General features: G+C 41.9%; 16 protein-coding genes and 2 riboswitches. Of the genes, 11 read left to right on the top strand and 5 right to left on the bottom strand.

From position 1 onward, the window contains the following. Nucleotides 1-15 precede the first annotated feature (15 nt). The 4 genes from ACEQ1T_RS14670 to ACEQ1T_RS14655 all read left to right on the top strand — a co-directional run bounded on the left by ACEQ1T_RS14670 (nt 16) and on the right by ACEQ1T_RS14655 (nt 2,625). A complete protein-coding gene (locus ACEQ1T_RS14670; protein ID WP_206845324.1) occupies nt 16-222 on the top strand; it encodes a twin-arginine translocase TatA/TatE family subunit in 207 nt (68 codons plus the stop codon). Nucleotides 223-388: 166 nt separating this feature from the next. Further along, entirely contained in the window at nt 389-1,384 is a 996-nt protein-coding gene (locus ACEQ1T_RS14665; protein ID WP_370223502.1) for a hypothetical protein, read from the top strand. Between the two features lie 318 nt (nt 1,385-1,702). Next, entirely contained in the window at nt 1,703-1,828 is a 126-nt protein-coding gene (locus tag ACEQ1T_RS14660; RefSeq protein WP_197204417.1) for an FbpB family small basic protein, read from the top strand. A 14-nt stretch (nt 1,829-1,842) separates the two neighbouring features. Next, complete coding sequence (locus ACEQ1T_RS14655; protein ID WP_206845320.1) at nt 1,843-2,625, top strand: TerC family protein; 783 nt, start codon at nt 1,843-1,845, stop codon at nt 2,623-2,625. A 55-nt stretch (nt 2,626-2,680) separates the two neighbouring features. On the opposite strand, the gene ACEQ1T_RS14650 is transcribed toward ACEQ1T_RS14655, so the two are convergent. Together ACEQ1T_RS14650 and ACEQ1T_RS14645 are read right to left on the bottom strand one after the other, a co-directional pair. Continuing rightward, nucleotides 2,681-3,229, bottom strand: coding sequence for a GNAT family N-acetyltransferase (locus tag ACEQ1T_RS14650; protein WP_206845317.1), 549 nt, complete (start codon nt 3,227-3,229; stop codon nt 2,681-2,683). A gap of 78 nt (nt 3,230-3,307) precedes the next feature. Further along, entirely contained in the window at nt 3,308-3,799 is a 492-nt protein-coding gene (locus tag ACEQ1T_RS14645) for a DUF2269 family protein (protein WP_244671319.1), read from the bottom strand. Nucleotides 3,800-4,122: 323 nt separating this feature from the next. Between ACEQ1T_RS14645 and ACEQ1T_RS14640 the strand changes: the two genes are divergently transcribed. Together ACEQ1T_RS14640 and ACEQ1T_RS14635 are read left to right on the top strand one after the other, a co-directional pair. Next, nucleotides 4,123-4,260 (top strand): hypothetical protein, encoded by a 138-nt coding sequence (locus tag ACEQ1T_RS14640; protein ID WP_206845312.1) that lies wholly within the window; start codon nt 4,123-4,125, stop codon nt 4,258-4,260. A gap of 130 nt (nt 4,261-4,390) precedes the next feature. Continuing rightward, nucleotides 4,391-5,236, top strand: coding sequence for a TVP38/TMEM64 family protein (locus ACEQ1T_RS14635; protein ID WP_370223500.1), 846 nt, complete (start codon nt 4,391-4,393; stop codon nt 5,234-5,236). A 62-nt stretch (nt 5,237-5,298) separates the two neighbouring features. On the opposite strand, the gene ACEQ1T_RS14630 is transcribed toward ACEQ1T_RS14635, so the two are convergent. Further along, nucleotides 5,299-5,670 (bottom strand): PaaI family thioesterase, encoded by a 372-nt coding sequence (locus ACEQ1T_RS14630; RefSeq protein WP_206845308.1) that lies wholly within the window; start codon nt 5,668-5,670, stop codon nt 5,299-5,301. Nucleotides 5,671-5,858: 188 nt separating this feature from the next. Between ACEQ1T_RS14630 and ACEQ1T_RS14625 the strand changes: the two genes are divergently transcribed. The 3 genes from ACEQ1T_RS14625 (at nt 5,859) to tenA (ending at nt 8,820) form a co-directional block, all read left to right on the top strand. Further along, entirely contained in the window at nt 5,859-6,968 is a 1,110-nt protein-coding gene (locus tag ACEQ1T_RS14625; protein WP_206845306.1) for an alpha-hydroxy-acid oxidizing protein, read from the top strand. Nucleotides 6,969-7,092: 124 nt separating this feature from the next. Further along, nucleotides 7,093-7,209, top strand: a riboswitch (TPP riboswitch). A gap of 112 nt (nt 7,210-7,321) precedes the next feature. Further along, the gene (gene thiW / locus ACEQ1T_RS14620) at nt 7,322-7,810 is read left to right on the top strand and encodes an energy coupling factor transporter S component ThiW (RefSeq protein ID WP_206845303.1); all 489 of its coding nucleotides are present in this window, start codon (nt 7,322-7,324) and stop codon (nt 7,808-7,810) included. Nucleotides 7,811-7,969: 159 nt separating this feature from the next. Then, nucleotides 7,970-8,071: riboswitch (TPP riboswitch) on the top strand. 59 nt (nt 8,072-8,130) lie between these two features. Continuing rightward, entirely contained in the window at nt 8,131-8,820 is a 690-nt protein-coding gene (gene tenA / locus ACEQ1T_RS14615; RefSeq protein ID WP_206845301.1) for a thiaminase II, read from the top strand. Nucleotides 8,821-8,840: 20 nt separating this feature from the next. On the opposite strand, the gene ACEQ1T_RS14610 is transcribed toward tenA, so the two are convergent. Next, nucleotides 8,841-9,548: a DUF1287 domain-containing protein gene (locus ACEQ1T_RS14610; protein ID WP_206845298.1), complete on the bottom strand. Its 708-nt coding sequence runs from the start codon at nt 9,546-9,548 to the stop codon at nt 8,841-8,843. A 105-nt stretch (nt 9,549-9,653) separates the two neighbouring features. Between ACEQ1T_RS14610 and ACEQ1T_RS14605 the strand changes: the two genes are divergently transcribed. Continuing rightward, the gene (locus tag ACEQ1T_RS14605) at nt 9,654-10,457 is read left to right on the top strand and encodes a sugar phosphate isomerase/epimerase (RefSeq protein ID WP_370223498.1); all 804 of its coding nucleotides are present in this window, start codon (nt 9,654-9,656) and stop codon (nt 10,455-10,457) included. A 164-nt stretch (nt 10,458-10,621) separates the two neighbouring features. After that, nucleotides 10,622-11,458, top strand: coding sequence for a hypothetical protein (locus tag ACEQ1T_RS14600; RefSeq protein ID WP_370223497.1), 837 nt, complete (start codon nt 10,622-10,624; stop codon nt 11,456-11,458). Between the two features lie 80 nt (nt 11,459-11,538). Here the strand turns inward: ACEQ1T_RS14600 and ACEQ1T_RS14595 are convergent, their stop codons facing one another. Next, a complete protein-coding gene (locus ACEQ1T_RS14595; protein WP_370223496.1) occupies nt 11,539-12,684 on the bottom strand; it encodes a hypothetical protein in 1,146 nt (381 codons plus the stop codon). Between the last annotated feature and the right edge of the window lie 5 nt (nt 12,685-12,689).

Here is a 12,689-nt window from a genome sequence, read left to right as displayed (position 1 = left end):
TGGGACGGTGAGAAGATGATTTCCAACATTGGCATTCCAGGCTTAATTCTTGTTCTTGTCATTGCATTGATCATATTTGGGCCATCCAAGCTTCCTGAAATCGGGCGGGCATTTGGGCGGACCTTAACGGAGTTTAAAAGTGCGGCAAAGGATTTGGTATCAGATGAGGAAAAGAAGGAAGAGAAAAAGCCGGTACTTTCAGCCTTGAAAAAAGAAAAGTAGGAGAGTAAATGCAGGCGATATGTTCGTCTGTATTTTTTCACGTATCATATGTGAAATATTTCACTTAAAATTCACTTTTGAATAATCCTCTGGAATGAAAAGTATAATATATTAATACTGTACTTATATTGTTTACCTAAAATGCCATCAGGGAGGCAAGATCATCATGAAAAAAATATTCCAGTTTTTATTTATAGCAGGTTTTGCCATGACGCCTTTTTTTGCGAGCGCACATGTGAAATGGTTCACGAATGTGACGCCTCAAAAGGAAACGATTGAAAATATATTATCACCTTTATTTATGGGACTGGCACTGACAGCTGCGATTGTACTTGCGATGCTGACATTGATTATCCCAAGGACAGCGGAATGGGGCAAAGTTAAAATGATGGATGACTGGCTCTCAGGATTCCGCAAATACAGCAGGTATATCCTTAAGTATGGTACAGCTGCAGCATTAATAATTCAGGTGACGAATGGAACTATATTTGCCCCCGAATTTCATTTAACCAATACGATTGCAATGATTCTAACTTGGGCAGTTATTGGCTTTCTGCTTATTCCCCATCACATCTCTACAAAGGCCGGAGCCGTTATTTTATTGGGGCTATTTGTGTACGTTACCCTACAGAATGGCATTTTCCATATGCTTGATTATGGATATTATGTTGCCATTATAGGAGTCTTGCTGGTCGGCAGTACGAAGCTTGAGCAGGTTGGATTTCCATTTCTGTATTTAGGTACAGGGTTATCTTTATGCTGGGTTGCTGTTGAAAAATGGGTATATCCAAGCATGTCTCTCGATATTGTAGCCAATCATGGAGTTCCCACATTCGGCTTTGCACCGGCTGCATTCGTTGTTATGGCTGCTTTCATTGAGTTTGTTGTCGGTTACCTTCTGGTGGTAGGGATCCTTAACCGGGCAGTTGGCTTCGTGGTGACGGTTATTTTTATTACAACCACGATGCTCTTTGGAATGACAGAAGTAATTGGCCATTTTATGATTCATATTGTGCTGATTATCTTCATCATTGAAGGAGTGTCTTTCTATAACCCGCCTATTAAGCTTCATAAAACCAAGGCTGATCAATTTGTATTTGTTTTCCTGAACTTTATTTTCACCCTTGCGACATTCATTCTGATTTATTACAGATTTGCATAAGGGTTGACACCTTTAGTGAAATAGAATATGATTAACGTATAGTTGAATAGTTTCTCCTAAAGGGGAGTAGCTTTTACAGCAGAGTCGTCATTTCGGAGTTAAGAGCTCCCGGCTTTGTTGGCAACCTTAACGTTGTTAGCAAGACCTTTGCCTGTTTCGGGTAAAGGTCTTTTTGTTTTTTAAAACCTTTACCGCTTGCTGGTAGAGGTTTTTTTATTGCCTGATGTAGCCTGGCAATGGAAATCCTCAATCGACATAACTGCAGGGAAACAGTGCGAAGCTTTCAATACTTAAAAAATAGAATGAAAGGAGACCAAGATGAAAAAAGCAAAAGTATCATTTGCAGAATTAATTAAGAAAAACAAAGAAGAGCTGCTGAGAGATCAGGAATTGCTGGCTAAAATTGAAAAACGTTTAGACGAAAAATACACAAAGGTGAAATAAGGGAGGGTGTTTAGATGGAATTATCACTCATACTTGAGTATGGATGGGTATTGCTGCTGCTTGTGGCGCTGGAGGGTTTATTGGCTGCTGATAACGCGCTGGTCCTGGCGATTATGGTTAAACACCTTCCTGAGGAGCAGAGGAAGAAGGCTTTATTTTACGGGTTGGCTGGAGCGTTTGTTTTCCGCTTCGGATCGTTATTTGCGATTTCATATTTAGTAGATGTATGGCAGGTTCAAGCCATTGGAGCGCTATACCTTCTGTTTATCGCGGCTAATCACATATTAAGAAAGTTCCTTGTGAAAAAAGGCGAGGAAGAGGCAGAAATAACGAAGGAAAAGAAACAATCTGGTTTTTGGCTGACAGTTTTTAAAGTTGAACTGGCTGATATAGCATTCGCTGTAGATTCCATTCTGGCAGCGGTCGCTCTGGCCGTGGCTCTTCCGGATTCAGGACTTGGCCATGTAGGGGGGCTTGATGGCGGAAAGTTCTTTGTCATCTTTGCCGGCGGTATGATCGGATTGATCATTATGCGTTTTGCTGCAAACCTCTTTGTAGATCTGCTTCACAGGAGGCCAGGACTTGAGGTTGCAGCATTTGGTATTGTCGGCTGGGTTGGTGTTAAACTGGCTGTCTATACAATGTCCCATCCGGCGCTGGCGATCCTGCCTGAAGGATTTGCCAAGTCGACCGAATGGAAAGTTACTTTCTATGTAGTCTTAATTGGAATAGCACTAGCTGGATGGTTCCTCTCCAAGGAAAAACAGGAAGTGCCAGCTGAAGAAAAAGCAAGCTAAATCAAGCAGGGCGGAGTATATCCGCCCTGTTTTTTTTATGTAGAGGATAATTCAATCAAACGTTTGATTGAATACCCCTGAGCCCGGCGCTGGCCTGCCATTCAGCTTTCAGGATGCTCATTTCTATCAAGTTCCAATAATCATTTCTAACTCTATTGGTCTGCCTGAGAAGTCCTTCTTTTTGGAAACCTGCCTGCTCGTAAATCTTAATAGCAGGCAGGTTAAAATCGAAAACCCCAAGACTGATTCTATTTAATTTCAGCTCTTGGAACGCTAAGTTCAGGATTTGATGAATCATTTCTGAAGCATACCCTTTCCCCCGTGCTGCGGGGCAGATGAAAACCTTGCCAATCCTAGCAGTTTCGTTGACACGGTCAACTCTGCCAAGGGAAATATGACCGACGATTTCATCGTTTGCCATAACTTTGTAGATATATTCCGTGCTGGATTCCAGATTCGCTGAGCTTATATACTTAGCAAGCTGCTCATGATCAAGCGGGAATTTGAAATGGGCACCGCTCCACTGAACCATTAATTCCTGTGTGCTGATCCAGCTGATGAGCAAATCGAAATCTTTTTCTGTAAAAGGTTCTAATTTTACCATGGGAATCTCCTTCTTATTAATTAAGCGTATGATTGAAATGCTTGGTTTAAAAATGATAGTCGGGATGGACTGCCAGCTTTATTTTTGCCTTTTCTTTTTCCACGGACGCAAGACGGATATTGCAAAAATGAAAAGGGTGACTGCAATTTGAAAGTAGACGGCATACTGGCGAACAGTATGATTATCTATGAAAACAGGATTTGTCAGCGCCTTACTGCCTTCTGCTTCAAGCAGGGCCAGATTTTCCACCATTAATTCATCAACAATTGTAATGCCGACAATAGTTTGGATAATAAATAAAATCCATTTAATTGTTAGCCATCTGTGCTTGAAAAACCCCCAATTTGTAAAACAGCCATAAATAATGCCCACTAGTAATGTGCCGACAGCACCAGTGCGCACAATGTAGTCGCTGATAGCCACCACGTTTTGGTACATGTCCAATGTTTGATCATAAGCAGCTAACTTCATGTTGAAATTCAAAACGAGTGAGCTCATGATCCCTCCGAAAAATAAGGAAGCCAGAACGATATGAAGAATTTTTAGCCATCTGGCTGCTTTTGTTCCCATCTTTTTCAACCTTTTTCCCTCCTTGTTAAATCACTTTATAAGTGTAGCAAGGGAAAAAGGCGGTCCCTATCAGCTTGAGCAGTAAATTGGGATAGGGCTTGGGGCTTAGTTTTCTTATTAACTTTTATTAATCACGTTGTATGCACCCAGTAGTTTTCCATTAGGATCCAATCTTGTTTTATGGGATTTCAACATATTAGTCCTTCCTTTCAATTGATGTTTTACCTATTTTACAAAGGGCCTGAAAAATCCTTCTATATATGCGTGAAATGCAAGGATTGGTACATATTAATTTAGAGAACTATAAGGAAGGAGCAAGTGAATTGACCAGAAAAGATGAGCAAAATAAAGAACAGACACAAGGCCCAAAGGAAGAGAGGGAACTTGTCAATGAGTTTGGAAAATATAAAGGGGAACAGCCGGTTCCGCAGCCTAAGGATTATGATGAGATAGAGTATTAAAAAAGCAGGATCAGTCCTGCTTTTTTTATATTTAAGTCTCTGGCCTTAGAATATTTTAATGCTAAGGGAGCTTTAACCTCCTTGTATTCTTTTCTACACTATAGTTAAGAAAAGCAAGAGGGGAAAATGTATGAATGGAAAAATTGAGGTTGGTTTTCATGGACTTATCATTTTAATAGCATCGCATATATTGCTTAATTTAATGCCGACACTTTTGCCCGTTTATAAATGGGTTATGATTGCAGGCATGGCTGCCATATTAGTGATGGATTTTTACTTTTTTGCTGCAGGCAAGTTCTCACGATTGAAATACAGCAGACTGGCACTGATTTATATGTTCAGTCTGCTGTTAATAGTTTTTATTACCTTTTATTTAACAAAGATAGTTGTTCTGACTGATGCATATGGGTTCGAGAGAATGCTTAGGGAATATGAAGCCGAGGGCAAGTTCATCTTTTTCTTGGTTTGCTTTTTACAGCCCATTCTTTTGCCGCTTCCTGAAGCCGTAACACTTCCTGCCGGAAGTGCCGTTTTCGGTCCGGCTGCAGCTGCCTTTCTTGGATTCACAGGTACACTATCAGGGATTATTGTTATGTTCTTGACTGCAAGGATAGGAGGATTAAAGCTTGTATCCCGGTTTATAAAGGAGCGGCATCTGATCAAATACCAAAAATACATGGAGAAAAATGAAAACACCATACTAATGCTGCTGTTTGTTATTCCGATATTGCCAGATGAGATCATTTGTGTTGGAGCAGGAATGGGTGGTGTTTCATTTAAAAAGTTCCTGGGAATTGCGTCTATTTCCAAAATGGCAACATCCTTGCTGCTGGCTTACTCTCTTTCATTGGCCAATGCATTATCTTTATCTGGCTCACAGCTTTTATTAGTCGTTTCGGTTGTGATAGGGGTATTTTACAGTGTATTTCACTTTTATAAAAAGAAGAAGAAAAGAAACTACAAGGATTGTCCGTAAGCTTTAAATGGTTCCTCCTATCGCTGTCAGTGAAACTATTCAGGCAACGATAGGATAATCACTCAGATAGATGCGAAGATTCCCGATGCTTTGGCAACCAGCTGATCCCGGTCGTTATAAATCAGGCAGTCTGTGTGGTTAAGGGTGCGCCCTCTTTTCACAAGGTGAGCATTGGCGAGAAGAAATTCACCTGTCGCCCCCTTTAGGAAAGTGACCTTTAAATCAGCTGTCACCACGGATTGCATCTGGTTTTCATCCGGCTCGAAAATATTCCCCATCGCTACATCCGCAAGAGTGGAAATGATGCCTCCATGAACCAGCCCCGCGCTGTTAATAAAGAGCGGCTGGATTGGCAAAGTCACTTTCATATTGCTTTCACTGATTCTTTCGTAATGGAATTTCAGAAATTCATCAAAAGGCTGTTTGATTAGCATTTTGCACACTCCAATTTCATTAAGGTTAAAATGTTTATTCACGATTTTTAATTAAATCCCTGCTTATTGCAGCTAATTTATATAGGAAAGGCTGCATTCCTGTGAATCTATGATTTTATTAGATGGTTTCTTAAAATCCAAAAAAGTGTTATTATTTTCAATAAATTCAAAAAAGGCGGGGCTGGAATATGGCAAAAGTAGAGAATATTAGTTTCGCGGAAAACTTTCCTATTTCATTTAAGGAACTGGAAGAAGAAGCAGAGAAAGTAATGGGAGCTGGCGGATTTGGCTATGTCCAATCAGGAGCCGGCGGAGAAGAAACGCTGAAAAAGAATATAGAATCCTTTGCAAAATACTCAATTGTACCGAGAATGCTGAGGGATGTTTCAGTGCCGGATATAAGTGTGAATTTATATGGAAGAACGTATCCTTATCCAGTTTTCCTGGCACCGATTGGAATGCAGCGCCTTGAACACAGTGAGGGAGAGCTTGCATCTGCCCGGGCGGCAGCTGCGTTTGGAATTCCTTTTATCCAAAGCACTGTATCCAGTTATTCCATTGAAGAAATCGCTAATGCAACAGGCGCGAGCCCAAAATGGTTCCAATTATATTGGTCCAATTATGAAGATGCTGCGTTCAGTATGGTGCGGCGAGCGGAGGAATCCGGCTATGAAGCCATTGTGTTAACTGTTGATACGGTGATGATGGGATGGAGGGAAGCGGATCTAAGAAACAATTTTTCACCGTTAAAGCTTGGCTATGGAAAAGCAAACTATGAGAGCGACCCAGTCTTTATGGCCTCTCTCCATGACGGGGATGTAGTTCAGGGAATCCTTGATAATATCCATCATCCGACATTGAGCTGGGAGCATATTGCAAGGCTAAAAGAGAAAACAAGTCTGCCGATTCTATTAAAGGGCATTCTCCATCCGGAAGATGCCAGGCTGGCTGTTGAAAAAGGGATAGACGGAATCATCGTTTCCAATCATGGCGGAAGGCAGCTTGATGGAGTGATTGCAGCGATTGATGCGCTTGGACCGATCGTGAAGGAAGTCAAGGGGCGGATTCCAGTATTGTTTGACAGCGGCATTCGCCGAGGATCCGATGTGGTCAAAGCACTGGCATTAGGAGCCGACGCAGTTTGCCTGGGGCGGCCATATGTGTACGGATTGGCCATTGGCGGGCAGGCTGGGGTTGAAAAGGTGATTGCCAACTTTATAGAAGAAACGAAAGTATCGCTTTCTCTGGCAGGGGTGGGGAGCCTAAAGGAGGTAGCGGGTCTGCAGCTGGTTCGATAGTTTCGGAGCATAAATTGAAGAGTTCTTAATACATTGCATCAAAAAAAGTATTTAAGCAAAAAGATTGATGACAGTGCCGGAATAATTTGATAAGCTTGAGATAGCTTATCAAACTAAATATCTATGCAACTACTAGGGGTGCCCCGAATGTGCGGGCTGAGAGGAAAGCGCGTTATAGCTTTCTGACTCTTATGGACCTGATCTGGTTAATGCCAGCGGAGGGAAGTAGGATTTGACTATATGTCAATTCATATACTTAAACCAAGCCAGGTCCTTATGGGAATCTGGCTTTTTTGTATACATACTTCTCATCCTGATAAGCAATCAGGCGGCCCTTTAGAAAGGAGGTTTAGATGAACAGAACCCGATTGTTAACTACGATGGCTTTATTTGTGGCAATTGGGACACTGGGTTCCCATTTGCTCTGGTTTCCGGCAGGCATAGCAAAGGCCTATCCGGTGCAGCATGCGGTGAATGTATTGGCAGCGGTGACGCTTGGACCCCTGCCTGCAGCAGCTGTGGCATTTATGATTGGCCTGCTTCGTAATTTGCTTGGATTCGGGACGCTGCTTGCGTTTCCAGGAGGCATGATCGGTGCGTTTTTGGCAGGTGTGCTTTATTTGAAGTTCGGCCGGAAAATATGGGCTGCTGTAGGAGAAGTGGTAGGTACCGGCTTAATTGGTGCATTGTTTGCAGTACCTTTTGCAAAGGTTCTCATGGGGAGCTCAGCTGGGGCATTCTTCTTTGTGCCGCCATTCCTGGTCAGCAGCATTGCCGGTGCGTCCATAGGCTGGATGGTTTTGGCAAAGGTTAAAGAGAAGAACTTGGTTCAGAATATGTGATGATTTTGGGCTGGCGAAGCTAGTTGAATAAGCAGATAAGCGGAGTGCAGCATAGCAATCTGACTTTATGAGCGATTTTTAAGAGTTATGGGCGAAATCCAAAATTTATGAGCGAAAAACGTCAAGTTAGAAAATCGGTAAAAAACAATTAGAATGTTAGAAAACTGCTAGGGGCGCTACGGCTGAGATAAGGAGCTTTTCCTTTGTCCCTTGGAACCTGATCTGGATAATGCCAGCGCAGGGAAGCAGTGAGGACCTCGTTATATATCCTCATGCTTTTTCCCCGGCAGCTTCTGTAATGAATAAGGAGGCTATTTTTTATGACTTTTTCAGAGATTCTGCGCAAAGAAAATGAAGATTTGTTTCAGCTGATATTTGAGCACCCGTTTGTCCAGGGTATCGGGAGAGGGGACGTGCCGAAAGAGGCGCTGGCCCATTACATTAAAGCGGACTTTGAGTATCTGAATGCGTTCATGCATATTTATGGGATTGCCATTTCAAAGTCTGCAGAGCGTAAGGATATTTCTTATTTTAATCAGCAAATAGAATTTGTATTGAACAGCGAAGTACATCCCCACCATAATTTTTGCCAGCAGATTGGGGTGGATTACGAAGCATTGCAGGGCTATCCGCTCCCTCCAACAGCTGATCATTATGTTAAGCATATGATGTATCATGCCCACACAGGCGGCATGGGTGAGATCCTTGCTGCATTATTGCCTTGTCCATGGACTTATTGGGAGATTGGGCTTGAACTCATGAAGCAATATGAGCCAGATGAGAACCATCCGTTTTATCCATGGATCTCTTTTTATGCAAATTTAAGGGTCGAAGCTGTGACCATGAATATGAGGAACCGTTTGGATGAGCTTGCTGATGCGGCATCACCGGAAGAAAGGCAGCGAATGAAGGATGCTTTCCGAAAAAGCTGCCAGCTGGAGCTTGGCTTCTGGGAGATGTCTTATACCTGCGAAGAGTGGCCGGCGGGCAATCCTGCAGCAGTCAGATAAGAAAAACGCCTGCATCTGCTTTATGGCAGTGCAGGCGTTTTTTCAAAATCCCATCTGTAATGAGCGGTAATGGGAGTCTTAAAAGAAGATAGTTTTACTTCTGCTGCAAATGGTGTGGAGTTATGTATAACATATGGAATGCCATCTTTCGTCCGTTTGTCAGATATGATTGCCACATGGTTGAATTTAGGAGAAAGGAAAACCACAATGTCACCCGGCTGCCATTGCTGAAGGTTCTTACCATCTCCTGGATTCAGTTCAGTTGTTAATGACTTTGCGAAGCGGCTAAAGAAGACATTCTGGTTTGGCACCCTTCTAAAATCAATGTTCGGATCAGGCTTGCCCTGCACTCTTGAATACAAGTCCGTATTCTCGGCGATATCCTGATCAATAAGATCCTTTAAGGTTACATCAGCCCCCTGGAATCCCCTCCAAATCACATCTGTACAGACACCTTCGCCATCGGGCGGATAGCCTCCCGCATAGTAGGCACTTTTATATGGCGTGCGCTGGTCTACTTCTTTTCTGGCTGTCAGGACCATATCTAGCGGATCGGCAATGCCGTTTAGATTTGAATCGGCCTGTGAATAATCAGAAGGCACTGCTATTTTCTTTGCAAAAGGACTTTCGAAATGAATGCCGATGGAATCCAGAATAATTCCATTTCGGAAAAAAAGAATGAATAAGAACAGTATTCCGATTATGAAAGCAAACACTTTTTTTATCATAAAAAGTCTCCTCATGTATTTTAATGATTAGACGGAATTATTTTCCAATGAGTTACATGAAGATATGATAAGATTGTTATAAAGATGCATAAAAGAGGGGATATTATGGCTCATCATATAGGGATATCGGGAAGTGTCATTTTGTCTGACAGCAAGCTGTTTCATGAACTTTTTAAACGTCATTTGCCGCATATAGAGATAGGCGAATTTCAAGATGAGGAAGCCTTTCGCTGCTTTATTGAAATGCTGGGTAAAACAAACAAAAGCTTTGGTCTTCATTCGCCTCTTTTCCGGGGGCAAAGCAAATATGATTTGCTGGAAAAGATCAGTATGAATCCGGAGGAAGCCTGGATTCAGTTTGAGGAGGAAGTGGAAAGGATGTCCCGGCTTAGGGCTGAATACATATTGGTGCACTTCCCTTACTTTAAAAAGGAAACCAGCAGGAATCCGGCAGAGGTCATTGAGGAGGGACTCAAGAAACTTAGTGTTCTCCAGAGGAAATATGGGATTTTGATTGTGTGTGAACCTAAATTGGGATTCAAACAATCGCCAGCAGGAATTCAATATCTTGACCGTTTTTCTGTAGAGACATGGAGGAAATACGGACTCGGACTTTGTGTTGATATCGGGGATTATATATTGGCCGCTGGCGAGAAGGCCATAAAATATATAGAAAAATGGACCGAGTTCGTGAGAGTCGTTCATTTACATAATGTTGAATACCAGGGCGATAAATATATTTGGGTACCTGTGCATCCATCTCATGAGAATGATGGCAGTCATCATAAAATTAAGAAACTGATGGATTTTTTAGCAAGGAATGTGAGGAAGTATTTTTTGTCATGGAGTACACTCCACACACGAACCCTCCGGAAAAAATGGCAGAAGAAGGTATCAGGTGGGCAATAGAGGTGATTGAAGAAGGATCTGCTAGTTAGGCAGCAGGCCCTCCTGGCAGAATTTTGTGCAGGTTGAAAATGAAAGGTTATCATAGTGAGTATGGGAATAACCATGTATATATGCTATGATATATGTGAAACTTTTCACAAAGAAGAGGAGGTTAATTAATTCTTATGCTGGGATTAAAACTAAAAACTGCCCTGCAGGCTTCCATTCTTTTTACTTTTGGTTTTTGGCTTCTCTTTTTCTTTTCTGAAGGGGGATTGTTTTCCTTCTTCCTGGTTATGGTTTTTTTATACTGCTTTTTCGGAAATGTGATATACGGTGTTCCAGTTTCGCTGCTTTCTGAGTTTCTTACTAGAAATCTAGCAGTATGGCGGTTTCCGGCTGCTGCATTTATACATACCTTTTTGGCTGCAGTCACTTATTTTATTATGGAAGGGTTTGCTTTCTACGCATTTATTGCTGCGGTGCTTTTCTTTTTAATAGATGAGTGGAGGAAGTGGGACCGCGAGATGCCAGGGGGCAGGAAGGTTACCTTGAATGCAGCAGGTTTCCTTGCCGCTTGCCTCCTGCCGATAGTGTTCTTTTGGATGCTCCAGCAGGCAGATCTGGAAGAAAAAACTCATGACCTTTATCTGATTCCAAAAGGGTATGCTGGTCAGGTGAGAATTGTTCATGAAATAGAGAATGCTCCTGTTCCAGAGACAGAAGGGGAGTACGATGTATTTCGGGTGAATGATAGAGGATATGCCATTACCTCTTTACCGCAAAGTGAAGGGTATATTGACGATTTGTACTATTATGCCGATGAAAAAGGGAAGCGTGAAGCAATACCAGAAAGCTGTATTTCACATGGTGGATCAGGCGGTGTACAGGGAGAAGGATATGAATATTCGTATACCTATTTTTCAGTTGGCTGCGAGAAGGACATGGCTGATCAAGGGTATGTTCCTGGTATTGAGGAGATTCTTTATGAAGAAGGATTGATAAATCAAACGTTTGATTGAAATGGAAAACAGCCTGGAGATTCCAGGCTGTAAATTATTTATCGGGTCATACTGCCGCCAAAGCCCCGCTGGTCGAAGTGTCACTTTAAAGTTGGGATGGCTCTAATAGAATGAACAGTTTCAGGCGTACTTCTGCCGGTGCTTTTAATCGAAATGAAGATGGCATAATCCAATGGGCAAGTGACCTTTGCGAGATAAGAATCGATGTGTTTTCTTAGATTAAGTATAGCTTCTTCATTATTTAGCTGTTCAGCAATATGCTTTTCATAAATGACAGTCACCAGGTTTTTCTCAAGCAAATAGTCCAAATTGATTTCCTCTTGTCCGGGGAGTGAGGTATGGACCAGAATCGGAAGTTTTTTTTGCAGTGCTTCACTAATAGTAACTCCACCTGGTTTGGTCAAAATAGCATCTGCTTTATTATATAGCTGATTCATTTCATATGGGTCTTCAATATATCCAATGGGCTCGATCTGCTTTAAATTCAGTGTCTTGAGTGATCTATATAATTCGTCATTATTTCCGCAAAGAACCAGAAATCGAATATGAGGAGCCTTCTGCATAGCTTCAAGAATATCACAGTTTACTAAGCCGCTGTTTCCGCCAGCAACCAGGATATGACGTATCCGGTTTTCTTTCTTAAATGGAACCGGAAGGTGATAGACAGAATGAACAGGAATGCCTGTTACAAAAATTTGCTCAGCAGGAATATGATGCTTTTTTATAAGCTTTTCCTTCGCCTCGGGATGAGGAACGAAATGAAAATCAATTCCCCGTTTTCCCCAAATATCATTTATAAAAAAATCCGTGTAAACATTCACCGCAGTAATGTCCCGGTATCGTCCCTTTTGTTTTAGAGAACTGATGATTCCAGATGGAAAAGAATGAGTGCAAAATATCAAATCCGGATTTTCCTCATCAAGGAACTTCTGCATTTTTCTTTCAAAATAATAGGATAGAACCTGTAAATCAGGCTGCAATTTAAAAGGATGCTGCTTATACATAATGGTGTAATATAATGCCCTGTAAAGGAAAGGGGCACCCAGGAAACCTTTTAAATAAATTCCTGAGACCAGCTTCTCAAGCTTATCACTGCAATAAGAAAGAAAGTCGACTATTTTGATTTCCGCATCAGGATATTGACTTCGAATACGGTCCTGAAGCGTTTTGGCAACTTCTGAATGTCCAGTGGGGAATTGAAATAATGGGAGCAGCAGAACTTTCATAATAC

It is taken from the genome of Cytobacillus sp., assembly GCF_964223445.1.
Lineage (GTDB): Bacteria > Bacillota > Bacilli > Bacillales > Cytobacillaceae > Cytobacillus.
Note: the sequence above shows the minus strand (reverse complement) of the source record. Positions and strands in the feature narration are given on the sequence as shown.